Annotated in this window: 23 protein-coding genes (1 of these 23 only partly in view); all 23 read right to left on the minus strand. The window is 52.8% G+C overall.

Going from position 1 to position 24,742, the window contains the following annotated elements:
- On the minus strand, positions 1-298 hold the start of the coding sequence (gene lysS / locus KZ483_RS00815; protein ID WP_397376139.1) for a lysine--tRNA ligase. It extends 1,208 nt beyond the left edge of the window; only the first 298 of its 1,506 coding nucleotides appear in the window; the start codon lies at positions 296-298; its stop codon lies beyond the left edge, outside the window.
- A 124-nt stretch (positions 299-422) separates the two neighbouring features.
- A complete protein-coding gene (greA, locus tag KZ483_RS00820; RefSeq protein WP_220350923.1) occupies positions 423-899 on the minus strand; it encodes a transcription elongation factor GreA in 477 nt (158 codons plus the stop codon).
- Positions 900-1,176: 277 nt separating this feature from the next.
- The gene (dusB, locus tag KZ483_RS00825; RefSeq protein ID WP_220350924.1) at positions 1,177-2,208 is read right to left on the minus strand and encodes a tRNA dihydrouridine synthase DusB; all 1,032 of its coding nucleotides are present in this window, start codon (positions 2,206-2,208) and stop codon (positions 1,177-1,179) included.
- 32 nt (positions 2,209-2,240) lie between these two features.
- Positions 2,241-2,459: a helix-turn-helix domain-containing protein gene (locus KZ483_RS00830; protein ID WP_220350925.1), complete on the minus strand. Its 219-nt coding sequence runs from the start codon at positions 2,457-2,459 to the stop codon at positions 2,241-2,243.
- On the minus strand, positions 2,411-3,076 hold the full coding sequence (folK, locus tag KZ483_RS00835) for a 2-amino-4-hydroxy-6-hydroxymethyldihydropteridine diphosphokinase (RefSeq protein ID WP_258881487.1): 666 nt from the start codon (positions 3,074-3,076) through the stop codon (positions 2,411-2,413). Before folK ends, KZ483_RS00830 begins: the two co-directional genes overlap by 49 nt.
- Entirely contained in the window at positions 3,051-3,413 is a 363-nt protein-coding gene (gene folB, locus KZ483_RS00840) for a dihydroneopterin aldolase (RefSeq protein ID WP_220353184.1), read from the minus strand. The genes folK and folB overlap by 26 nt, the downstream gene beginning before the upstream one ends.
- 109 nt (positions 3,414-3,522) lie before the next feature.
- Positions 3,523-4,401 (minus strand): dihydropteroate synthase, encoded by an 879-nt coding sequence (gene folP / locus KZ483_RS00845; protein WP_220353185.1) that lies wholly within the window; start codon positions 4,399-4,401, stop codon positions 3,523-3,525.
- A 35-nt stretch (positions 4,402-4,436) separates the two neighbouring features.
- Positions 4,437-5,321 (minus strand): aminodeoxychorismate lyase, encoded by an 885-nt coding sequence (gene pabC / locus KZ483_RS00850; RefSeq protein ID WP_220350926.1) that lies wholly within the window; start codon positions 5,319-5,321, stop codon positions 4,437-4,439.
- Positions 5,318-5,899 carry an aminodeoxychorismate/anthranilate synthase component II gene (gene pabA / locus KZ483_RS00855; RefSeq protein ID WP_220350927.1) on the minus strand — a complete coding sequence of 194 codons (582 nt, stop codon included), beginning with the start codon at positions 5,897-5,899 and terminating at the stop codon, positions 5,318-5,320. Before pabA ends, pabC begins: the two co-directional genes overlap by 4 nt.
- A gap of 5 nt (positions 5,900-5,904) precedes the next feature.
- Positions 5,905-7,491: an anthranilate synthase component I family protein gene (locus KZ483_RS00860; protein ID WP_220350928.1), complete on the minus strand. Its 1,587-nt coding sequence runs from the start codon at positions 7,489-7,491 to the stop codon at positions 5,905-5,907.
- 202 nt (positions 7,492-7,693) lie between these two features.
- Positions 7,694-8,632 (minus strand): cysteine synthase A, encoded by a 939-nt coding sequence (cysK, locus tag KZ483_RS00865; RefSeq protein ID WP_220350929.1) that lies wholly within the window; start codon positions 8,630-8,632, stop codon positions 7,694-7,696.
- Between the two features lie 137 nt (positions 8,633-8,769).
- On the minus strand, positions 8,770-9,717 hold the full coding sequence (locus KZ483_RS00870) for a peptidylprolyl isomerase (protein ID WP_220350930.1): 948 nt from the start codon (positions 9,715-9,717) through the stop codon (positions 8,770-8,772).
- An 18-nt stretch (positions 9,718-9,735) separates the two neighbouring features.
- Positions 9,736-10,644 carry an Hsp33 family molecular chaperone HslO gene (gene hslO / locus KZ483_RS00875; RefSeq protein ID WP_397376140.1) on the minus strand — a complete coding sequence of 303 codons (909 nt, stop codon included), beginning with the start codon at positions 10,642-10,644 and terminating at the stop codon, positions 9,736-9,738.
- Between the two features lie 590 nt (positions 10,645-11,234).
- Entirely contained in the window at positions 11,235-12,005 is a 771-nt protein-coding gene (locus KZ483_RS00880; protein ID WP_220350932.1) for a type III pantothenate kinase, read from the minus strand.
- On the minus strand, positions 12,002-12,895 hold the full coding sequence (nadC, locus tag KZ483_RS00885) for a carboxylating nicotinate-nucleotide diphosphorylase (protein WP_220350933.1): 894 nt from the start codon (positions 12,893-12,895) through the stop codon (positions 12,002-12,004). Before nadC ends, KZ483_RS00880 begins: the two co-directional genes overlap by 4 nt.
- Positions 12,888-14,504: an L-aspartate oxidase gene (gene nadB / locus KZ483_RS00890; RefSeq protein WP_220350934.1), complete on the minus strand. Its 1,617-nt coding sequence runs from the start codon at positions 14,502-14,504 to the stop codon at positions 12,888-12,890. Before nadB ends, nadC begins: the two co-directional genes overlap by 8 nt.
- Positions 14,505-14,535: 31 nt before the next feature.
- On the minus strand, positions 14,536-15,474 hold the full coding sequence (nadA, locus tag KZ483_RS00895; protein WP_220350935.1) for a quinolinate synthase NadA: 939 nt from the start codon (positions 15,472-15,474) through the stop codon (positions 14,536-14,538).
- Positions 15,475-15,777: 303 nt separating this feature from the next.
- Positions 15,778-17,778 carry an ATP-dependent zinc metalloprotease FtsH gene (gene ftsH / locus KZ483_RS00900; RefSeq protein WP_220350936.1) on the minus strand — a complete coding sequence of 667 codons (2,001 nt, stop codon included), beginning with the start codon at positions 17,776-17,778 and terminating at the stop codon, positions 15,778-15,780.
- Positions 17,779-17,908: 130 nt separating this feature from the next.
- Positions 17,909-18,448, minus strand: a complete 540-nt coding sequence (gene hpt / locus KZ483_RS00905) for a hypoxanthine phosphoribosyltransferase (RefSeq protein ID WP_220350937.1) — start codon at positions 18,446-18,448, stop codon at positions 17,909-17,911.
- A 50-nt stretch (positions 18,449-18,498) separates the two neighbouring features.
- Entirely contained in the window at positions 18,499-19,944 is a 1,446-nt protein-coding gene (tilS, locus tag KZ483_RS00910; protein WP_258881488.1) for a tRNA lysidine(34) synthetase TilS, read from the minus strand.
- A 28-nt stretch (positions 19,945-19,972) separates the two neighbouring features.
- Positions 19,973-20,902 (minus strand): serine/threonine protein kinase, encoded by a 930-nt coding sequence (locus tag KZ483_RS00915; RefSeq protein WP_220350939.1) that lies wholly within the window; start codon positions 20,900-20,902, stop codon positions 19,973-19,975.
- The gene (locus tag KZ483_RS00920; protein ID WP_220350940.1) at positions 20,886-21,611 is read right to left on the minus strand and encodes a vWA domain-containing protein; all 726 of its coding nucleotides are present in this window, start codon (positions 21,609-21,611) and stop codon (positions 20,886-20,888) included. Before KZ483_RS00920 ends, KZ483_RS00915 begins: the two co-directional genes overlap by 17 nt.
- 287 nt (positions 21,612-21,898) lie before the next feature.
- On the minus strand, positions 21,899-24,394 hold the full coding sequence (gene spoIIE, locus KZ483_RS00925) for a stage II sporulation protein E (protein ID WP_220350941.1): 2,496 nt from the start codon (positions 24,392-24,394) through the stop codon (positions 21,899-21,901).
- Positions 24,395-24,742: the final 348 nt, after the last annotated feature.

Below are 24,742 nucleotides of genomic sequence, written 5' to 3' on the forward strand. Positions count from 1 at the left end.
CGGTGTCTTTGCGCGCATAAATCTGGATTTTGCCGCTTAAATCCTGAATGTGAGCAAATCCGGCTTTGCCCATGCCCCGCTTCTGCATGATGCGGCCAGCCAGGCTAACCTCCACGCCTTGCGTCTCCAGCTCTTCCTTGCTCACATTATCATAAGCATCCAAAATCTCTTTGGCGTTATGAGTTCTCTCGAATTTACCGCCGAACGGGTCTATTCCTAACCCGCGAAGCTGATCCAGCTTGTCTCTGCGAATCTGCAGCAGCTCGCTAAGTTCCTGTTCTTGCGTTTGATGCTCCAATTGCATTCATCTCCTTGTTATCCCAAAAGCATCGGTGAAAAAGAAGAAAGTATAGCGTGACACCATACTTCCTCATCTTTTGAAAAAAGCTTCCGGAGGAAGCTTTTCCAAAAAGGCATGCCAGTTATTTTTTGATGTCGACAATTTTATATTGAATAATGCCGGCCGGAACGTTAACTTCTACGATCGTCCCTTTATTTTTACCGAGAATCGCTTTGCCAACCGGGCTTTCGTTTGAAATTTTGTTGTGCAGCGGATCCGATTCGGCCGTTCCGACAATCGCATATTCCATCGTATCGCCAAACTCCATATCTTCAACGGTAACGGTCGAACCGATGCTCACCGTATCGATGTTGATATCGTCGTTGTTGATGATCCGCGCATTGCGAAGCATTTTCTCAAGGGTGATGATCCGTCCCTCGATAAATGCCTGCTCGTTCTTGGCATCCTCATATTCGGAGTTCTCGCTGATATCGCCGTAACCGATTGCGATTTTGATCCGTTCAGCTACTTCACGACGCTTGACCGACTTTAAATTCTCAAGCTCTTCTTCCAGCTTCTTAAGTCCGTCCTGAGTCAGAATGATCTCTTTATCGCTCATGTTACTGATTCTCCTGTCGTGTGACATTTTTTCATACCGTGTATGAATTCACCGTTACCTAATATATTACGCTTCATACCCTTGATGACACCGCGCAGGGGTCAAGTTTGTCAGTTCATTATACCAGGCGGACAATCCGATCAATTACCAACGAATCTGATTATTGAAAAATTATATTGCAAATTTACCCCGAATGTCAACGAAAGCACGAATGTATGCTGAAAACGCTTTATCAGACTATACCGAAGGCTTCGATCAACCCTTGGGCTTTCACGAGTTAATGATATACGACCTCGTCAGTCTGGGCAGAACCAGAAGCAGCCGGTTTCTCGCTTTCGGCTCCCAGCGATTCAATATATCCTGAAAGAATTTGCGCCATCTTATCCCTGCTCGTCTCTTCCATGATGACGTCTTTCACCCTTGCGGCACCAGGCAGCCCCTTCAAGTACCAGGCCAGATGCTTGCGCATCTCGCGTACGGCGACGGATTCGCCCTTCAGCTTGACGAGGCGATCCATATGAACAATGGCGATTTCCATCTTCTCCCTCGGTGTCGGGTCTGCAAGCAGCTCGCCCTCGGTCAAATAATGAATCGTCCGGTACAGCATCCACGGATTGCCTAGCGCTCCGCGTCCGATCATGACGCCGTCGCAGCCGGTATGGTCGAGCAGCCGTTTCGCATCCTCGGGAGTAAATACGTCCCCGTTTCCAATAACGGGAATCGTTACCGCTTGTTTAACATCCTTTATAATATCCCAATTCGCCTTGCCGGTATACAACTGCTCTCTGGTCCGGCCGTGAACGCTTACTGCTTTACCGCCCGCACGCTCGACGGCCTGTGCATTCTGCACCGCGTAGATATGCTCGCTGTCCCAGCCGATACGCATTTTGACGGTTACCGGTTTATTGACGGCATCCACGACAGCCGATACCATCTCATAGATTTTATCCGGGTCGAGCAGCCACCTGGCACCTGCGTCGCATTTTGTAATTTTAGGTACCGGACACCCCATATTGATGTCGATAATGTCGGCATTTGTCTGTGTATCGACGATTTTCGCCGCCTCTACGAGCGATTCCCTGTCACCGCCGAATATTTGCAGGCTGAGCGGCTTCTCCCGCTCGTCAACGAACAGCATATCAAGCGTCCGCTTATTCCCATGCAGGATCGCTTTGTCGCTTACCATTTCGGCGCAGACTAGCCCGCAGCCGAATTCCTTTGCAATCAGTCGAAAAGCCGGATTGCACACGCCTGCCATCGGCGCAAGCACGACTTTATTTTTCATCTTGATGTTACCGATTTTGAGCATGCCGCTCCCACTCCCTTCTGATGTACCCTATTTTACTTATAACCGGTGTTGTCAGCCGTGAGTTCGTTGTAGCTGATACCGAGCGTTTCCGAAATGCGTTCAAGCAGCTTCGGGTCGGGCTTTCGCGTTCCCCGCTCCAACGAACCGAGAACTGCCACCGATACCTTGAGCCGCTCTGCAAGCTCCTGCTGAGTGAATCCTTTCAATTTTCGGAATGCGCGGACTCGTTGTGCCATTTGATCATATTCCATAACTTGATGCCTTCCCCTCCATCCTCTAACGCCAGGGCTGCCGCTTGATCGACTTGCTCCTTGAGCGGATGACCGCTTTCAAGTATATCGCGCAGCGGTACCAGCACAAATGCCCTCTCCATCATTCTCGGGTGGGGCAGATTCAGTTCGCCCGCCTCCATTGCAACGTCTTCCATCAGCAGCAAATCGAGATCGATTGTCCGCGGACCCCATCTGATATCCCGCGTCCTGCCAAGCTGTTTCTCTATGCTGAGCATCGCCCGCAGCAGCGCAAGAGGCTCAAGAGACGTACAGACCGCAGCTGTCATATTAAGAAAAGCCGGCTGCTGGGTATAACCGACCGGTTCGGTCTCATAAATTCCGGATACACGCAGCACTTCGATGGCCGGATGCGCTTGAAGCATTAGCAGCGCCTCGGTAATCAGCCGTTCGCGGTCGCCGACGTTTGAGCCAAGTGCGATATATGCCTCAAAGCCGCGGGATTCAGCACATGATTTCTTGCTGTCCGCGGCCGATGCCTGCCGATTCGAAGCAGAATCGGTTGCTCGCACGCTTGCGGATTTATCGTTTAGCGGGCTGTTGTTATCCATATCAATCCCGCTTTCTGCAAAGTTCAACGGTTACACCCTCGAAATGAATATCAAAAGGCGGGTGAGGTTTCGTCACACGAACCGTCACTTCATTTACATTAGTATAAGCTTCGAGCAGCCTTGATGCAATGTGACCCGCTAAAGCTTCAATTAATTTAAAAGGCGGTCCTTCGACAATGAATTTCACAAGGGCATGAATCTCTGCATAGTTAACCGTGTGCTCGAGATCATCTGTTTGCGCCGCTTGTGAGAGGTCAAGCTTCAGCTCGATATCGACATAATATTGCTGGCCCAGTTTGTTTTCTTCCGGAAAAACGCCATGAAATCCGAAAAAACGCATCCCTTTCAGTGTCATCCGATCCATTCCATGCTCCCCCTTACCCGCTTGCTTCTTCATGTGTAACATTGACCGACTCTCGCCGACCGTGCTCCGATGCCAGAAAGCAGCAAGAAATTTTATACTCTCAGATTGTTTAAGAGATGGGCTGCCCCCGGTATACGATTGCATCCGCCATCAACGCGTTCCGCTTCATGTCGATGACATCGTGCACGCGAACGATCTGACAGCCTTGAGCGATTCCCATAGTGATTGTTGCGGCCGTTCCGAAGGCGACCTCATCAGCAGACAACCGCAGTGTTTCGCGTATAAACTTTTTGCGCGATGTACCTAATAGAACCGGAAAACCAAGCGATGTGAGTTCATCCAACCGGCCAAGCAACTCCAGGTTATTGTTGTAATCTTTGGCAAAACCAATGCCTGGATCAAGCCAGATATTCGGTTCGGCGACGCCTGCCGATCGGGCGATTCCGATGCTGACGTTCAAATCGGCTATCACATCCGGCACTAAGTCGGCATAATCAAGCGTATGCCGGTTGTGACTGAGAATAACGGGACAGCCATATTCCGCGGCAATCGAGGCAATTCGGGGATCGGCTTTGAATCCCCAGACATCGTTGATAATATGCGCGCCGGCTTCAAGCGCTTGAAGTGCGGTCTCGGCTTTGTAAGTATCGATCGATACAGGCACGCGAGGCAGTTCTTCCCGCAGTGCCGTAATAACCGGAAGCACACGGCGAAGCTCCTCCTCCAAGGTAACCGGATCGCTCCCGGGGCGGGTAGATTCTCCGCCCACGTCAATGATATCTGCACCGTCTTGTACCATTTTACGGGCGTATTTGATCGCAGCATCGATATCGTTATAGCGGCCGCCGTCCGAGAAGGAGTCCGGGGTCATATTCAGTATTCCCATAATGAGTGTACGCCGGCCTAGTTCAAGACGAACGCCCTCGTCAAGCTCGTATGACCTGATATAGGGCCATTGCCCGCCTCTTCCGGTTGACTGCTGCTGCATTGTGTTCATCCCTTTCCTGGCAAGTCCATTATGCACTAGACATCGCGCCCGAATACCGCTTCCTCACGGTAAGCTGCTAACAGCTTCTTAGACACCGGGCCGGCGGTCCCGCCGCCAACGGCTAACTTATTTCCCTCGAGATTGCGAAGCGTCGTTACCGGTACCAGCTCCTGTATGGAATTGGTTACCCATACTTCCTCCGCCGTAATCAGGTCATTCCAGGTATACAGACCTTCCTGTACTTCTATTCCGGCTGCCTGCGCAAGTTCAATGATACGCGCACGCGTTACCCCAGGCAAAATGCCGGTTGCAACGGATGGGGTATATATTGTTCCTTCCCGGGCAAAAAATACATTGCTGACGATGCCTTCGGCCAGCCAGCCTTCGCGGGTCAGCATCAGCCCTTCGGCACCGGGCGCGGCGGCAAGCTCCAACAGCTCGCGCTTCGCAATGATATTATTCATATAATGCAGCGATTTCAGCCGGATTTCGCCCTCCGGCGTATTGCGCCGGGTCTTTAGCAGCACCAGCTCGCGTCCCTCGGTGTACAACCGGGCAGGGGGGGACGGCAGGGGCTTGACCAGCAGCAGCGAATCCGGCTTCGTGTAGTCGCTCGAAGGAAGCCCAAGCTCACCGACGCCCGCCGTGACAGTAAGACGTACGTACGCGTCATTCAGGTCATTCGCTTCCATCAGATCAGACAGCCACTTCCGCACCGCATTCGCATCTGCATCGTAAACGATTCCGAGTGAGCGGCAGCCATCTGAAAGACGCTTCAAATGACGCTCCAGTAAGTGCGGTCGGCCTTCGTATGTGCGAAAAGTTTCAAATAGGCCCATTCCATACAAAAAACCGTGATCGAATACCGAGATCACGGCTTCTTCCGCTGGCCGGACGGTTCCGTTCCAGCCAACGTTCATCGTGCAGCGCCTGCCCGCATGCCCAGAAAATTGCGAAGAAGGGTCAGCCCGTTCTCGGTTATGATCGATTCGGGATGAAACTGCACGCCCTCTATCGGATATTCCTTGTGCCGCAGTCCCATAATTTCGCCATCGGCCGTTTGTGCGCTAACCTCAAGGCAATCCGGCAGTGTCTCACGTTTTACGATAAGCGAATGGTAGCGCGTTGCCGTGAACGGTGACGGGACCCCCGCAAAGACTGATTTTTCATCATGAAAGATTTCGGAGGTCTTGCCATGCATCAGCTTCTCTGCACGCACGACATCGCCGCCGAACGCTTGTCCGATCGACTGGTGACCGAGGCAGACGCCGAATATGGGAATAACACCCTTGAACCGCTCGATTAGCGCAAGGCTAATTCCAGCTTCGTTCGGGCTGCACGGCCCGGGGGAGATCAGGATGTGGTCCGGAGCAAGCTCCGCGATGCCCTCAAGATCGATTTCATCATTCCGCTTCACAACGATTTCCTCGCCCAGCTCTCCGAGATATTGAACCAAATTATACGTAAAAGAGTCGTAGTTATCGATGACCAAAACCATTTGCGTTACCCCCTTATAGGTTGGGCGCGAGCCCATTGCTCGCTGTATTGGATCGCTTTCCAAAGCGCCTTGGCCTTATTCAGCGACTCATGGTATTCACGTTCCGGATCGGAGTCGATGACGATCCCCGCACCTGCTTGTATATGGACGACACCGTCTTTAACCGTCATTGTCCTTATAATAATATTAAATTCCATATCGCCGTTATAGTCAATCCATCCGAGCGATCCGGTATAAGGTCCGCGGCGCACCGGTTCCACCTCTTCGATGATTTCCATAGTCCGGATTTTGGGAGCGCCTGTGATGGTACCACCCGGGAAAGTTGCCGCGATTACGTCATAAGCATCTTTCCCTGCAGCGAGGGTCCCCTCCACTTGTGAAACCAGATGCATGACATGGCTGTAATATTCTATAACCATCAGCTCTTTGACATGGACCGAACCATAGGCCGAAATGCGTCCGAGATCATTACGCTCCAAATCGACGAGCATAATATGTTCCGCCCGCTCTTTCTCATTGCCGATCAGTTCGTCGGCCATAGCCTGGTCTTCCTCTTCGGTGCGCCCGCGTCTGCGAGTGCCCGCGATCGGTCTCGCCGCGAGCTGCCCGCGCCGCAGCTCGACCAACAGCTCCGGCGATGCCGATACGAGCTGGAAGTCGGGAGAGCGCAGAAATCCCATATATGGAGATGGGTTGAGCAATCGGAGCCACTCATAAAGCTCTTCCGGGGACGTCGTCGTTTCCCTGCTCTGGCGAAGCGATAGATTTACCTGAAACACGTCTCCCTGCGCGATATAGGCACGAATGCGTTCAACGGCTTCCATGAAACCTTCCTTGGAAAACGGAGAAGTTTTGCCGGTCACCGCTTCGACATCGATATGAAGCGATCCCTTCTCCATCAGTTCGACCCGCGCTTGCTTCAGCTTCACCGCGCTGCGCTCCCCGGAAATCCGCCCAACTGACTCGGTCGCTGTGAGCTCGGCCCACAGCTGCGACATTGCCTGTGCCCGTTCAATGGCGGCATTGTATAATTGCAGCAGCCGCCCGCTCGATTCTTCGCCTGTTACTTGGCTGTGCACAGCGCAATAAAGCGCTTGTTCGTGATGGTCTACAATCCACAGCTCGTCCATTCGCATAAACAGATAATCAGGTAAACCGAGATCGTCCGCTGCAAACTCCGGAATCCGCTCAATCGAGCGAACGACGTCGTAGCTCCAGAAACCGATGCAGCCGCCCGTCCATTTGGGACCTTCGGGCAGCCACGGGGCCTTAAAGCCGCTCATCCATAAACGGACCGCATCCAACGGCTTGGACCGATATTCGTTAACATTCCCGTTCCGGCAATCGGTTGTTACCGCCAGATCCCCTTTTCCGCGAATAAGTGACACCGGCGAGAGCCCCAGGTAGGTGTATCGGCCGTTCTTGCCGCTCTCCAGCACAAAAGCATTAGGGGATGCCGTCTCCCAAGCCTTCTCCCAGGATGCGGGTCTGTCTTCGCCGTCTGACAACGGCATTCTGAGCAGCAGAGGAAGGGTAGTAAATTGCTGCTCCCTCTGCCATTCCTGCCATTGTGTAAAGGCTGTCATCGTCATATCCAGCCCTCCGCTTTTCTGAAATGTCGAGTAAGGGCGAAAATCGTCCGCTCGTTCTGTTGGAAGCTAGTATACCGAATAAGGAGGGAAAAGAAAAGATTTTATCCGTTATTTTACCCGCGTCTGGCGTTAGTTATTGAAAAAATAAATGGACCCCCACATTACATGGGAGTCCATTCCATAATCGGCCTGTAAGCCTCTGTTAGTTCTCGAAGTTGAACAGCGGTGTAGAGAGGTAACGTTCGCCGTTAGAAGGCACAACAGCGACTACGCGCTTGCCTTTGCCAAGTTCCTTCGCCACTTTCAACGCGGCGTAAATAGCTGCACCGGACGAAATGCCGCATAGGATGCCTTCTTCTTTCGCCGCACGCCGGGCATATTCGAACGCTTCGTCGTTCTCGATTGTAATGACGCCGTCGTAAATTTCACGGTTCAGAATCTCCGGAATGAAGTTAGCGCCGATGCCTTGAATTTTGTGCGGTCCCGGGCTGCCGCCGGAAAGCAGCGGCGAAGCAGCCGGCTCCACAGCATAAATTTTAATGTTCGGAAAATTCTTCTTTAATACTTCCCCTGCACCGGAGATCGTACCGCCTGTACCAATACCTGAAATGAACGCATCCAGCTTGCCGTCAAGCGAGTTAATCGCTTCCACGATTTCCGGACCGGTCGTTTCGCGGTGAATTTTCACATTCGCCTGGTTTTTAAACTGCTGCGGCATAAAGTAGGAAGGGTTTTCCTTCTGAATTTCTTCCGCGCGGCGTACAGAACCGTTCATTCCTTCGGAACCCGGTGTCAAGACGATCTCCGCACCATAAGCGCGAAGGAGATTGCGGCGCTCCAGGCTCATCGTTTCAGGCATAACCAGAATTGCTTTGTAGCCCTTGGCAGCCGCTACCATTGCGAGGCCGATTCCCGTATTGCCGCTCGTTGGCTCAACGATAGTGTCGCCCGGCTTGATCAGGCCTTCCTGCTCGGCTACTTCGATCATGCTGATAGCAATCCGGTCTTTAACGCTCGCGCCCGGATTTTGGTACTCAAGCTTAACGTAGATTTCCGCGCTGTCTTCCGGCACCAAACGATTTAAACGGACGAGCGGTGTATCACCAATAAGTTCGGTTACATTCTGCACAATTTTAGCCATGATAAAAGAGCTCCTCCTTATTCCGACTAATTCAGTTGGTTTTTCTTTCATCTTATCAATGGTAACCAGCCGTTGTCAATAGTCAGTTTGTCTTTCGCCGCGGCGTCTTGCACGTATTTCCATTTTCAAGCTTAGTCCTATTTGATACTGGCATTGTACTTGGCCAGCAGATTATCTTCGAGCGTATTAAGCGGGCTGGCTTTGGACAACGCCACTTGTTTGCGGGCATTCTCGCGCATGAGCCTCTCGTCCGTCTTCCCGGTCGTATGCGTTTCCAGAAGACGGATAATGGCCTGACCACCATCCACAGGGATTGGTCCGGTTGTTTCACCGATTTCAAGGTTGGCAGCCTCAGAAAGAATCTCATTACTTATAAAGGGGTCGTTCTCGTCGATCAGACCCAGATCTCCGCCGCTGTCCGCACTGTCCCGATCCTTCGAATAGGTTTTGGCCATAAGCGCAAAATCTTCTCCGCGCTCCAGCTTGCGCAGCAGCTCTTCGGCGTCCTTCTTGTTGTCGGTCACAATCCAGGCTAGCCGGTATTGGGTACGCGGCATAAGCTGCTCCTTATTCTCATCAATAAAGGAATCCACTTCGTCCTCGGATACCTGAACCGACCGAATCGCGATTTTCTCAAGCAGCAGCTTGTATTTGGTATCTTCACGTATCGTCTCAGGCGTTAAGCCAAGCTGCTCTTTCATAGAAGCGTAGTACTGCTGCTCACTATCGTAACCGGCTATTACCACTGCCAGCTCTTCATCGATTTCCTGTGCCGAGGCAGTCAAATTATCGGCATGCGCTTCCAGCCGTATAGCAGCGCGTACCATCAAGGTTCTCAGTACCGAACTCCCATACTGGCTGCGCAGTTGTCCGATTAATTCCGCATCTGTAATCCGCACGCTTCCAACCGTGGCTGCAAGCCGGTCCACTGCCGCAGCAGGTTCTTTCATTTCATCCTTATCATCACCTTGCGGTACCCCTTGGTTCGGGGCACTAATCACGCGAGTGACGACGACTGCTGCAAGAACGATCATACATACGGCTTGAAGCAGCATGATGCTCTTCAACACCTGGTCTTTCTTCATTGTCGCTTGGCCTCCGATTTATTGAATCGGTTTTTGCGGCTTCGCCTGATCGAGCAGCATCTCCAGCTGCGGACGGTCAAATTCATAAGTCTCGTTGCAGAAATGGCACACGATTTCAGCTCTTCCGTCTTCTTGAATTAACTGCTTCAACTCTTGCTCCCCCATACTTATGAGCGTACGCTCCACCCGTTCGCGCGAGCATTTGCAAGCAAACACGATATCCAGCGTATCAAGCAGCTGTAAATCGTCGCCGACTACCCAGCGAAGCAGTCCTTCAGGTGTTTCCCCTTGATCGAGCAGCGCCGAGATAGGAGGCAGTATTGTGATCGCCTGTTCGAGGCGGGTAATCTCTTCTTCGCTTACTCCCGGCAGCAGTTGAACGATAAACCCGCCGGCAGTCATTACTTTTCCATATTCATCCACGAGGACACTCAATCCGACAACGGATGGGGTTTGCTCCGACGTGGCAAAATAATACGTAAAATCCTCTGCCAACTCACCCGATACGATGGGAGTACTCCCGCGGTAAGGTTCTTTCAACCCGAGATCCTTAATGATGTGGATATGGCCGTTCCGGCCAACCGCACCCGCTACGTCAAGCTTTCCCAAAGCATTGCTTGGAAGCTGAACCTCGGGATTATCCGCATAACCGCGCACCTCTCCATGCGCATTCGCGTCGACGACTATTTGCCCTACCGGACCGTCGCCTTTCACCTGGATCGTCAGCTTCTCCTCGCCTTTAAGCATGGCGCCCATCATAGCTCCCGCCGTTGCCGTTCTGCCCAGTGCAGCGGTGGCTGTGGGAAGCGTGCCATGGCGCCTGCGAAGCTCTTCAATAAGATCAGTCGTGCGTACTCCGAAGACGCGCAGCTTCCCGCCCCACGCTGTGCCTCGAATTAAATAATCATTCGTTTTATCATGCTGCAACTTTATTTCCCTCCCAAGAGCTTTTAGCGATACTTCGTTGAGTCGCTTCATTGCGAGCTAAAAGCTTACTTCGTAAGCATAGACTGAGCTTTTAGCGATACTTCGTTGAGTCGCTTCATTGCGAGCTAAAAGCTTACTTCGTAAGCATAGACTGAGCTTTTAGCGATACTTCGTTGAGTCGCTTCATTGCGAGCTAAAAGCTTACTTCGTAAGCTGAGCTTTTAGCGATACTTCGTTGAGTCGCTTCATTGCGAGCTAAAAGCTTACTTCGTAAGCTGAGCTTTTAGCGATACTTCGTTGAGTCGCTTCATTGCGAGCTAAAAGCTTACTTCGTAAGCATAGACTGAGCTTTTAGCGATACTTCGTTGAGTCGCTTCATTGCGAGCTAAAAGCTTACTTCGTAAGCATAGACCGAGCTTTTAGCGATACTTCGTTGAGTCGCTTCCTTGCGAGCTAAAAGCTTACTTCGTAAGCATATACCGAGCTTTTAGCCATGCTTCGTTGAGTCGCTTCCTTGCGAGCTAAAAGCTTACTTCGTAAGCATATACCGAGCTTTTAGCCATGCTTCGTTGGTCTCACTTCATTTAAACTTAGTGTTCCTGGTTTCGCTCATAAATAATGCGCAAACCTTCTAAGGTAAGCAGCGGGTCGACCTCTTCAATGGTCTCGGATTCCGCAGAGATGAGCTCGGCGAGCCCGCCTGTCGCGATAACGCGCGGCGTGACATTGAACTCTGAACGTATTCGTCTTACAATACCGTCAACCTGTCCGGCATAGCCGAAAATAATACCCGCCTGCATCGATGTCACCGGGTTCCGCCCGATTACGCTCTTGGGCTTAACCAGCTCAATACGCGGCAGCTTGGCCGCCCGCTGGTATAGAGCCTCGGTGGAAATACCGATACCCGGGACGATAGCGCCGCCGAGATAGTTGCCTCCAGCATCGATATAATCGAAGGTCGTCGCTGTTCCAAAATCAACCACGATCAGCGGTGTCCCGTATTTCTCGATCCCCGCAACCGAGTTGACAATCCGGTCGGCACCCACCTCGCGAGGGTTCTCATACCGGATGTTTAAGCCGGTCTTAACGCCCGGCCCGACAATGAGCGGCACCTTGCGCAAATATTTCGCACACAGCTGCTCAAGCGTCCGCATAAGCGGTGGAACAACTGAGGAAATAATGACCCCATCCATCTGATCGAGCGTTGCTCCGGCCAAATGGAACAAGTTATGGATCATAATGCCGTACTCGTCTACCGTGGCGGACCGGTTCGTGCTAAGCCGCCAATGATGGAGCAGCTTCTCGCCTTTATATATGCCAAGCACGATATTGGTATTGCCGACATCAACGACTAGAATCACGCTTCCGGTCCTCCTTTCTTCCCGTTTAAATCGAGGCTTATGTCCAGCGAATGGAACGAATATGTCAGTTCCCCTACGGAGATCACATCTACGCCGCATTCTGCAACGGCTTGTACCGTATCCAGCCGCACGCCTCCCGATGCTTCTATAATAACATGAGGCGCTTGCGATCTGATACGCTGTACCGCTTCCTTCATCCGTTCATATATCATGTTATCAAGCATAATGATATCCGTCCCGCACGCAAGAGCTTCTTCTACCTGTTCAAGCGATTCGGTTTCCACCTCGATCTTCATCGTATGCGGAATTTGCCTACGGGCGGCTTGAACGGCCTGCGTGATGCCCCCTGAGCCTTTAATATGATTATCTTTGATCATCACCGCATCATACAGCCCGAACCGGTGATTGGAACCTCCGCCAACGCGTACAGCGTATTTCTCCAAAAGCCGATGACCAGGCGTTGTTTTGCGTGTATCGACAAGCCTGACCGGAAGTCCGCCAAGCGCATCGACGAAGGCGCGGGTTTTGGTTGCAATTCCAGACAACCGCTGCAGTAAATTAAGGGCCAGGCGTTCGCCGGTGAGCAAGCTGTGAGTGCTGCCTTCCACCTCAGCCAGCACGGTTCCCTTCTCAACCTTGTCCCCGTCGGCCGCCAGCGCCCGGAAAGTAAGCGAAGGGTCAACCACTTCAAAGACAAGACGCGCAATCGGCATGCCAGCCAGGATACCGTTCTCTTTGACATGAATGACAGCCTTCGATTTGCTGCCTGCTGGAATGGTCGACCAGCTCGTAACATCGCCCTTGCCGACGTCTTCGGCCAGCCACAGCCGGATTTGCTCGCGCAGCGTTTCTACGCTTCCGCCGCCGACTGCGAATGTTGCTTCATACATCGTCTATCCGCTCCTCTGTTACGCCATATTCCCGATGCAGCATCGCGTGCTTGCGCCACAACAGGTCATCCCGTTCCGGAAAATCTTCACGGTAATGCGCGCCGCGGCTTTCCTCTCGCGTCAATGCAGCCTCGCTTGTCAGTATTGCGCATGTGAGCAGGTTGGCAAACTCGTACTCCTCGCGCTTGGTAAGCACAGACTGAAAAATCGGCAGCTGTCGGCGTAATTCTTCCAGCCCTTTCTTTAAACCATTGCCATCGCGGCGCAGCCCGGCATAGCGCACCATAATTTTCTGCAGCTTCAACCGTTTCTCCACAACCGCCTGCATCGGGGCTCCACTTCGTTCCAGCGACTCCAGCCGTGCCAATCCTTGCTTCTGCAGCGGCTTCAGCGAATTAATTCGTTCGACGATCCGCCGTCCGAATACGATCGCTTCGGACAATGAGTTGCTCGCCAGGCGATTTGCTCCGTGCACGCCGGTGGACGAGCACTCGCCGCAAGCAAACAGACGCGCGATGTTCGTTTCGCCGCTCAGATCGGTTTTGACTCCACCCATCATATAATGTGCTGCAGGAGCAACCGGAATCCAATCCGTGGTTAAATCAAGTCCGAAATTCAAGCAAAACTCATAAATGTTCGGGAAACGGTGCTTCACCATTTCCGCCGACTCATGCGTTACGTCAATATACACAAACGTTGATTTAGTCGCTTCCATTTCACTGACGATCGCACGGGCGACAATGTCCCGGGGTGCAAGCTCGAGCTGCTCATGATACCTTTCCATAAAGCGCTCGCCTCTGATGTTCCGCAGAACTGCGCCTTCTCCCCGCACGGCCTCGGAAATAAGAAACCGCGGCGCTCCCGGGTAACAAAGCGACGTCGGATGAAACTGTATGAATTCTACATCCTGTATGTAGGCACCCGCCCTGTATGCCATCGCGATACCGTCCCCGGTGGCCACATCAGGGTTCGTTGTATACCGGTAAAGCTGTCCGGCACCGCCTGAACACAGAATAGTCGCTTTTCCCCGCACAAACAAACGTTGGCCGTCCGGCTTCTGCACAAGGGCGCCGATGCACTCGCCATTCTCCGTTATCAGATCGATAACAAAATGGTCATCCCAAACTTCGATTCGCGGGTTTTCAACGGCTTTCTCCGAAAGAGCGCGGACAATCTCGAACCCTGTCGCATCTCCGTTCGCATGTAAAATGCGCCGCTGGCTGTGCGCACCCTCCTTCGTCAGTGCGAACTCCCCGTTCTCCTGATCGAATTGTGTTCCCATGCGCACCAAATCACGAACGCCCTTCGGACCCTCGTGTACCAATACTTCAACCGCTTCATGCGAGCATAACCCTGCACCGGCGATCAGCGTGTCCTGGCGATGATATGCAGGGGAATCGTCCTCGGAAATAACAGCGGCAATTCCGCCCTGCGCATAACGGGTGTTGCTGTCAAGCAGCGATTTTTTCGTTATCATGAGCACTTCATTGGCAGCGCTCGCTTTAATCGCGGTAAAAAGGCCGGCTATGCCGGCCCCAATGACGATGACATCTTTATCTATAACAGGCAGATCTTCCAGTGAAGCATCAACTAAATATCGTGGAACCATTCGTATGAGTTTCCTTTCTGGGCAGCAGATGCTATTTCACCTGCAGCATCCGCTCCAAGGATAAACGAGCCTGATCTGCAACATGCTCCGGAACGTAAATCTGCGGCTGCATCGTCTCCAGGCATTTAACAAGCTTCTTCAAGTTGTTCACTTTCATGTTCGGGCAAACCAGATATTTGGTTGCAAAATGGAACGTTTTATCCGGGCTGTCAAGACGCAGCTGATAGCCTGTACCATCTTCCGTCCCCACGATAAACTCCTTACAGTCTGACTCCTTGCAGTATTTGATGATGGCCGTTGTGCTGCCGACAAAATCGCCGAGCTCCACCACTTCCGGGCGGCACTCGGGATGCACAACGAACTGCGCATTCGGATACTTCGCTCTCATCTCTTCTACATCTTTGACGGTGAGCATGTCGTGCGTGTTGCAGTAACCTTCCCAGATTATCATTTTTTTATCGGTGTGCTGCTGCACGTAGTGACCGAGATTTTTATCCGGCACCCAAATCACTTCATCCGATTCCACCGAATTAACTACACGCACGGCATTGGCAGATGTACAGCAGATGTCGGTCTCCGCTTTAATTTCGGCCGAGGAATTAATGTAGGTGACAACCTTCGCATTGGGATGCTGCGCTTTAAGCTTGCGAAGACCATCGACGTTGACCATATCTGCCATCGGACAGCCGGCACGTTCGTCGGGAATGATTACCGTTTTATTCGGAGCCAAAATTTTGGCGCTTTCCCCCATAAAATGTACGCCGCAGAATACAATGACGTCTGCGTCGGTCTGAGCGGCTTTCTGTGCGAGCAGAAACGAGTCCCCGCGGAAATCCGCCACTTCCTGTATCTCATCACGCTGATAATAATGCGCTAAAATAATTGCGTTACGCTCTTTCTTAAGCTGCATTAAACGTTCCCGCAGCTCACGGTTTTGTTCCGCTTTGCGCTCGAGAGCCAATGCTTCCATGGTTATGATCTCCTCTTTTCGCTGACTTTGTGAACAGATGCACAATCCCAGACATGCCTTATTTATGAAGTGCCCCCGCACACAATCCGTCGGCTACAATTTCGATTGTTTAACACTTAATTTACACAAGTGAACGGGATGCTGTCAACCGACAAATGGAGCCGATTTGACCGTTCTTAGGAAAGAAAGTGCTGCATGGAACGCTTAACGTCGTCAAAGCTTACACGACCTCCTGTTAAAACGCTTTTATGAGGAAAAAGGCTGCCCGAGCAATTTCGCTCGGACAGCCTATTATGAAATACGCTAACCCTTATTCGTGTCGTCTCCGCCATCCGGATCTGCAGGGGGAACGATGTCGCCCGATTCCTTAGTCTGAATGCGGACCTTGACGCCGCCGATCGTGTCGATAATTGGTTCGGCTTTCGGCTCTCCATTCGAATCATTAGATCCGCCGTCGCCGCTGCCGTCAATCGTACCGGTTTCGATGAGGCGCTTAATCTGTTCGAGCTCAAGCGTCTCTTCGGTAAGCAGTGTTTGCGCGATCAGATGCACTTCCTTGCTCTTCTCGTTAAGCAGGTTTTTCGCACGGGTGTAGCAGTCATTGATGAAGCTTTGCATTTCTTGATCGATTTCATAAGCAATCGCATCGGAGTAATTCTGCTCGTGTCCGATATCGCGGCCTAAGAATACTTGGCCCTGCGAGCTGCCGAACTGCATTGGTCCGAGCTTTTCGCTCATCCCGTATTCCATGATCATGCTGCGAACAATGCTGGTCGCCTGCTTGAAGTCGCTGTATGCGCCGGTGCCGATTTCGCCGATAAATATTTCTTCGGCCACGCGGCCACCGAGCAGCCCGGTAACTTTATCAAGCAGCTCCTGCTTGGTCGTCAGCATACGATCGCCGTCTTTAGGCAGCATGATGACGTATCCGCCGGCCCGGCCGCGCGGGATAATCGTTACCTTATGCACCATATCGGCGTGTTCGAGGAAATAACCTACGATTGTATGACCCGCTTCGTGATAAGCGACGATCCGCTTCTCACGGTCGCTGATTACGCGGCTGCGTTTCTCCGTACCGACAATAACACGGTCAATCGCTTCATCAACCTCAACCATCGCGATATCCTTCTTATTTCGGCGTGCCGCCAAAAGCGCGGCTTCATTAAGCAGGTTCTCCAGATCTGCGCCGGTGAAGCCTGTCGTCCTCTTTGCAATGACATCGAGCTTGACGTCCTTCGCAAGGGGCTTGTTACGGGCATGCACCTTAAGCACCGCTTCGCGGCCTTTAACATCCGGACGGTCTACCGTTATTTGACGGTCGAAACGTCCCGGGCGCAGAAGCGCGGGATCAAGAATATCAGGACGGTTCGTCGCTGCTACGATGATGATACCTTCGTTGGCGCCGAAGCCATCCATCTCGACGAGCAGCTGATTAAGCGTTTGTTCACGCTCATCGTGCCCGCCGCCAAGCCCTGCTCCCCGTTGACGGCCGACAGCGTCGATCTCGTCAATGAAGATGATACAAGGGGCGTTTTTCTTCGCGTTCTCGAACAAATCGCGAACACGGGAGGCGCCGACACCGACGAACATTTCGACGAAATCGGAACCGGATATGCTGAAGAACGGTACGCCCGCTTCACCCGCAACAGCGCGGGCAAGCAGCGTTTTACCGGTACCCGGAGGGCCCACAAGCAAGACGCCTTTCGGAATGCGCGCCCCGACCGCCGCGAATTTACGCGGGTCCTTGAGGAATTCCACGACTTCCACAAGCTCCTGCTTCTCCTCGTCGGCCCCGGCCACATCTTCAAATGTGACCCGTTTCTTCTCCTCATTGTACAAGCGCGCCCGGCTCTTGCCAAAGTTCATCACTTTGCCGCCGCCGCCCTGCGCTTGGTTGATAAGGAAGAAGAACAGTATAAAGATTATCACGAAAGGGATGATCGACGTTAAGAACGTAAGCCAGATGCTTGGGCCTTCAGTCGGTTTTACGACCAACTCAAACCCGTTCTTCGTCTGGGCATCGTAAATTTCTTTAACCGCAAATTCTTCTACATTGGAGTGGGTGTAAAACTGGTCTGACTCCGCCTTTTCCGGCTTTACTTTATATTTACCAGTGACCAAATAGGAATAACCGTCAAATTGAAGCTTAAGACTGGCTACATTGTTGTCTTTGAGCTCTTGTCTTAATTGGTCGTATCGAATTTCAACGGTGGTATCGTTCTGGTTGCTGATAAATTGGAAAATCCCGACGGTCACTAAAAAAATAATCAAATAAAATCCAGTGTTCCGGATGATCCGATTCATCCCCTACCTCCTCTCAAGACGCTTAAAATATTTTACCATAGCATGTTTACCGCCACAAACCGGATCGGTCACGGGAGGACATGTACGGTGAATCTCATCGGTTCGGACCGCTGCCTGCTGCGAGTGACGGCTACTTCTCATAAATTTCGGGCTTCAAAATGCCGATCAACGGCAAATTGCGGTATTTCTCCGCATAATCGAGCCCGTAGCCGACGACAAACGCATCCGGCAGGACAAACCCCTTATAATCGGCTTCCAATTCCACCTTGCGGCCCGCCGGTTTATCGAACAGCGTAACGAGCGTGACGGATTTGGCATTGCGCCGTTCAAGGACATCAATCAAATAACTGAGCGTGAGCCCGCTGTCGATAATGTCTTCGACAATCAGAATCTCGCGTCCCTGCACAGGTGCATCGAGATCCTTGATGATTTTGACGACACCTGACGTCTTGGTGGATTGTCCATAGCTGGACACCGCCATGAAGTCGATTTCGAGCGGGATTGTTATTGTTTTGACCAGATCGGACATAAAAATAAACGCGCCCTTCAAGACGCAAATCACGAGCGGGTTACGTCCTTCGAAATCCCGGCTTATCGCTTGGCCAAGCTCGCTTACTTTCTGCTGAATCTGATCTGCATCATACAATATTTCCTGAATGTCATTCAGCAATGCCGGGCCCTCCTACTTTTTTACCTATACTATGAATGGATCAGTGCATCTTATTCGGGTACAAAATCGTCCGTCTGTGCAAACTCCGCCCTAACTCGTAAAACACGGTTTGTTGACGCGTCCACTTGGGCAAGGCGGGATCTTCTTACGCCGGGAATCCACAGCAGGGACTCTTTGGCGTCGACCAGAAGCGGCAGCACCCCGCGAAGAGATGGTGCGATTCTGTCGTCAACGAACATATCTTGTACTTTTTTGGTGCCGTTTAAACCCAGCACCTGCATTCGGTCGCCCGGGCGTCGATTGCGTACGGTGAGCGGCCATTCCAGCAGATCCGCATCGAACAAGGCTTCCCTTCTGCTTGCCGGCTTGCCTTCGAACGGCGGCGTCAGTTCCTCGAACGTGAGCGTCGCACCCGCTTCGGGCAATTCCAGGCGTGAAACGTCTTTCCCGACGACATATGCATAACCGCCCGGTGAGAGCGCAGTGTCAGCCGCCTTCTCCACACGGATAAACCGCAGTTTGTCGTATTCTCGCACGAACCGGACACCGCTTCCCACATCCATGCTCCACGCCCCGGCAGCGCTCTCCGTAGCCGCTTGTCGAATCGTCTCCACACTGTCAAATGAGATGGTTTCCGTTTCCATTCCAACACAGTTTAATATTAGTTTAATCAATCTCCTTTGTAAAGCGACATGCAGGTCAAGCAGCGCTTTGCGGGTCATTTGGCATCCTTCGCGCTCAAGCATGATGTGGCGCCCAAATACCGCTTTCGTCTCCCGTTCCATCCAGTCGTCTTCCGCGGTCGCAAGCTCGGAGAGCCGGACGAGCGCTTCGGACACATGCGGATTGAAATTCGCCAGATATGGCAGTACATCCAGGCGGACGACGTTTCGAAAATAAGTCCTTTTCCCGTTGCTGCTGTCATAACTGTAGGAGAGCCCCCATTGCTCGCAATAGCGGAGGATGTCTGCCTTGTTCTTACGCAACAACGGCCGAATAAGTTCCACGTTTTTTTCTGTCCGCTTAATCGGGATGCCGGCAAGCCCTCCCGGGCTCGTCCCCCGCAGAATCCGCATGAGCACGGTTTCGGCCTGATCGTCCGCATGGTGGGCCAGCGCTATGCGGGAAGCGCCGTATTTGACAGCCGTTTCGTGAAGGAACGAATACCGTTTCTTGCGCGCTGCGGCCTGTGCGTTCATTTTTGTTTCTTCTATATATGCAGGCATATCGATGAAAGTGGATTCGCAGTCAATTCCAAGGCCGGCGGCAAGCCGCCGCACCGATTCCGCCTCGCTTGCCGATTCCTCGCCGCGAAATCCGTGGTCGACATGGGCCGCTACAATCGTTAAGCGTTCGGCCGAGGCCAATCGATGAAGGATATGCAGCAGCGCCGTCGAATCCGGACCGCCGGAAACGGCTGCAATAATCGTATCGCCTGGGGTCCATAAACCCTCACGGGCCGCGAGCTCCGCCATTTCATCTAACCATTCATCCATAAGCTTCATCTCCTCGCTATAACACTCGTCACTGTCCGGCGCGCAGAAGCCAATAAATCGTAGTGGCGAGCAGTGCCGCCGAAGCAACGAACAGTCCTTTCATCCAGCGCGGCGCCGGAGCGGAAGAGCGGACGGCTCCCTGCCGGTGCATGCATTGCTGCCAGGCGGACGCTGCTTCGCGGGCACTGATGAATTCACCCAAAGCGGCTTTGCGCAGCCAGCCGCTTAACGGTTTCAGCGCCGGATTCGCGTAGGCAAGCTTGAGCAGCTCCTCAGGCACGCGATTTTGGGGCAGCAGCGCGCCGGTCAGCTGAGATAGTCGTTTGCTCTCATGCACCTGCACGCAAAGAACGGCGAACGAGAACAGGTCATAGCCCGCATCCGCCGTACGGCTCCCCGCGTTCCAATAGCCGCGGTCATATATTTCGGTGAATTGCCGCACGCCTTTGCCAAAAGCCGTAACGCCGCCAAAATCGACGAGTTCGGTCCGGCCGTAATCGGCCACCAGCACATTTTCCACCTTCAAATCGCCGAATGCCCATCCCGCTTCATGGAGTTCGGCCAATTTACCAAGCAAGCTGTAGCCGACGACCGGAAACCACTCGGCGCCCTGACGCGACAAGTAATCAGCGAGTGTTACTCCCCTAATATATTTCATGACATAGAACGGGTAGTCTTTCCCGTCCGCCGCATGCAAATCGTCGACGTCAATGAGGAAAGGCTCGCCGCCCCGTCCCTGCTTCTGTCGGAATATGGCCTGCAGCACGTTTACCTCGGATTGCATATCAACCGCGTCCGCGCCGATTTTCAGCGCATACCAATTTCGCTGCCGCTCGACGAGAAACACCTTGCCATTGGCTCCTTCGCCAAGAGACCGTTCTACACGGTAGCTCCCCTGCTTCCATTTGCCGCGGACAACGGTGCCGCGCGGAAGGCTCCACTCAAACGACGTAGTCACTCATCATCCCGTCCGTTTCATCATTCATCCTATTACCATAATCGGCTTTTCGGTAAAAATCAATGACATGCATCAGCGCCGGCCCCGTGGGAGTCGTCCCCCGCATCTGCAGTCTGGGGAATAGAGACGCCGCTCCGTTAACGTTCGGAGTCCAGTCGAGGTCGAGCTTGCAGTCTTCACCGTACGCCGATCCCGGAAAGTGGAACACCGAGATTTCGCTGCTTCCCTGTCTCGCCTGCAAGCTGAGAGCCAAATCGCGAATCGCTTCCTCCACTGCCTGCAGCTTCGGCTTCATACTCGCGCTCGCATCGATCAGCAGCGCAACGCGCAGCTTGCTCGTTTCGCCGAGCTCATCGATGACACGAACGACTTCGCCCCGCTTCTCCGGCGGGAGCGATTCAATCGACGACGTGCCGAGCACCTGCCTCAGCTCCCGCTGCACCGCCTGCTGAATTGTCTGTACCACGGTCTTGCGGGTAAGCATCTGCACCGTTTGCGAAAGCTGCCTGGTTTGGGCCAGCCGGCTTAACCCGCCCCCCGCCCTGGCAATCTCTTCTATCTCAGCCGAACCGAATTCACCGAGATCCCCCTGATCGACAACGCCGACAACGTTAACCGTAATGCCTTCGGCATAGGCCTGCGCAGCCGCTATGACCGGGCTGACACCGACATTGGAGCAGCCGTCAGTAATCAATAGAATCTGTTTCATTATCCCAATCCCCCAAAACATTAGAGTCTACCGCCAGTAGAGTATCTCTATCAGCTTTCCCAGTTTTGAGAGGATTTAACCGTAAGGACCCTTAGCCCTGCTAGGACATTAACCGTTTGTACTAACAACGAACCGATATGAATAAGCGCCATCATTTGCACCTATGTAAGGTAGTGAGAACACTCTATGCCGAGATATATGTTCACAATTCCCATCCCTTCAAGAAAACGCACCAAAAAAGCCCGCCTCCAGGCAGGCTTTGCATAATGCGCTTATCTCCACCCCTCCTAGCTCACCGTCCTTGGTCGCTCGACCTTGGTTAGGCCCGGCCAGCGGAAGGTCGCCCACTCGGGCTGATGTTTGTCGACCTTGGCCACGACGACTGTCATATCGTCCAAAATATCGCCTTTATGATAACGCACGACCGTCTCAAGGAGCGAATCGGCGATTTCCTGCGGGTTATCGGCTGAGATTTCCTGGATGACCCGCTTCATCCACATCTCCTTATTAACCGCATGACCGGGCGCATCATAGATGCCGTCGGTCATCATGATGAGCGTGTCGCCCGGCTGCAGCTGCACCCGAATCAGGTCGACATCTATATCCTGCAGAATGCCGACCGGCAGATTGTTTGCCGTTATCGGAATGACCTCGCCGCCCCGCTTGATGAAGCTCGGGGTGGACCCTATTTTCATAAACGTCGTCTTCGCCGTATACAAATCGATCAACGCCACATCGACGGTGGCGAACACTTCATCAGAGGAACGGAGAAGAAGCACCGAATTGACGGATTTAATCGCCAGCTTCTCATCCATTCCCGACTGCAGCAGCTGCTGAAGAATCGTCAGGGCCGTGCTGCTCTCGAGCTTGGCCCGCTCGCCGTTTCCCATCCCGTCGCTGATAGCCACGGCAAATTTGCCATTGCCAAGCTCTACCGTACTGAAGCTGTCTCCCGAAAGCAGCTCCCCTCCCTTAGCCACACCGGCCACACCGGTCTCCACCTCGAAAGCTTTGGCGGAGCCGAATATGACCATCGCAGGCTCTCCGCTTTTCTCCGGATAGCGCTCCGACATAACGGCGATCGGCTCGCCTAATATGTCGGAGAGCAGCGGCGCAATGATTTTGCGGCATTCGTCGTACCCTCTCCCAAATGCATGGTAAACCTCAATCTCTACGTTCCCCTCCTCCAAATTAACGACGTCGATACCCTGTATGGATAAACCGAGCCCTTCTAGCGCCTCTCGGATCTGTTCTTCCTGCAAATGCAGCTGCTGTCCTTCCCGCTTGATCTCCCGCGCCAAGTCCTCCATAACCTGGGACACGCCCGATAACTGCTCGGCGACAAGCTGGCGGGAATCGTTCAGCTGCTTTCTCCAACGCTGGTCGTGCTTGAACAATTCATACTGCTGCTGCATAACGCCCAGCACTTGATGTGACCGAATGCAATGAGAGCTCCATTCCTTCGGCATTTCCTTCGGTCCTATACGCCTCCCTTCTTCAACTGCAGTCATCATGCCTGTCATTACCCTGTACGTATCATAGAATCTCCCCTCCCAACAAAGTTCTTTGCGATGGCAAGAGCTGCATGTTTTCTCGGCGACCGCATTCATGAAATGGCCGACCGCTTCCTCTCGCTTCGCACTATCATTAACGCTGGCCACTTGGCCGAAGCTTCGCGACAGCTGGCGGAATACTTCTGAGAACTGTGCAACGCGCTGTGCCGTAACATCGCGGACCCGTTTTGCGTATTCATGCTGAGATTTGACATGCTCCTGCGTTCCCGGGACGTATTTGGCAATCGTACGCACGATTGAACGTGGAGTGAGCAGGAACAGTACGGCCGCAGCAACCGACTCCCAGGTCGATGCCATCACATCGCTCTGGTTTCCGACATAGATAGAAAGAATGGATGATCCAAGCAGCATACCGAAGGCGACCGCCATTTTGCCCCCGTCCCGCAGCAGCCCGGCAAGCAAGCCGGCGAAGGCCAGCAGGCTCATTTGAACAATAGCGTTGAAATCCGCCAAGCTCAGGATAAGCCCGGCTACCACCCCAACCGAAGCTCCCAGCGGCGCCCCTCCTACCAGCGCGAAGAGCAGCAGCATATATCGTGACATGACATGCTCTGCGGATAAGCCGTAAACCGACCATCCGACCGCCCCGGTCATTACCGAAGCAAGCAGAATCATGAGGCATATAATTTCTTCATTCCTCAGTGCAGAAGATTTGCGCGTCATTGTCAGCACGGGGATGGCTTGTACAAACACGAGCGTGAGTACAAAACCGAGCGCAGCCTCCACACCCACCATCATAAGCTCGTACCAGTTAAGCGTGTCGGCGATGACCACTCCGAACAGCCGGACAAGCATGGTAGCGAGAAACACGAGTATAGGCGCATAAGACAGTTCGGCCCGCTCGTAAGCTTCCAGCCCCTTCATGAGTAAATAAAGCACTGCCAACTCCATGGCTATCCACATCGGCTCCGGAGATATTGCAAAGCAGCTGCCGGCAACGATCGATAGCCCAACCGTAAAATAAGAATCTCGTCTGAGAAAATAAATGACGGCAAAGTAAGCGACCGCAAACGGCGTAAGCGACTCCAATATGACTGCCCGGCCGAGCAGAAATCCGACGGCCATCAGTACGAAGGTCCATTTTTTAGAGGACATCATCTGTACGAGCCGATGGGCCATAGCCCAGTTAAGGCCTTTGCGGACCGCCGCTTGTACGATGCTTGTCCGCTGTACAGTTGGAAACATGACCACATTGTGTTTCTCCGTCATATCAAGACACCATCCATTCCCAATTAATGTCTCCCCATTATAGGAGCATGTCCACAGGAAGTTTGTCAGAAAGCGTTGTCATTGCAAAAGTTTTTTCCGACAAAAATGCCGCTCTCCCAGGCAGGCTCGCGACGCCTTGTCAAACGTAATGACAGCGTGCGTTTAAGGCTTCGCAGCGGTACCCCTTCCGGACTATCGTTCAACAAAAACCGCTGCCCGAATTCCCGCCGCTGCCGGTGAAACGCCGTCCGAACGTGTCGGGATTGGTGGATAACAAGGGAAAAGTTTTTTCTTCGGAGAGGAATATTTCGGTGTAATGTGAATAATGGGCCGCTAAAAACCGGAACT

It is taken from the genome of Paenibacillus sp. sptzw28 (assembly GCF_019550795.1).
Taxonomy (GTDB): Bacteria; Bacillota; Bacilli; order Paenibacillales; family Paenibacillaceae; genus Paenibacillus_Z.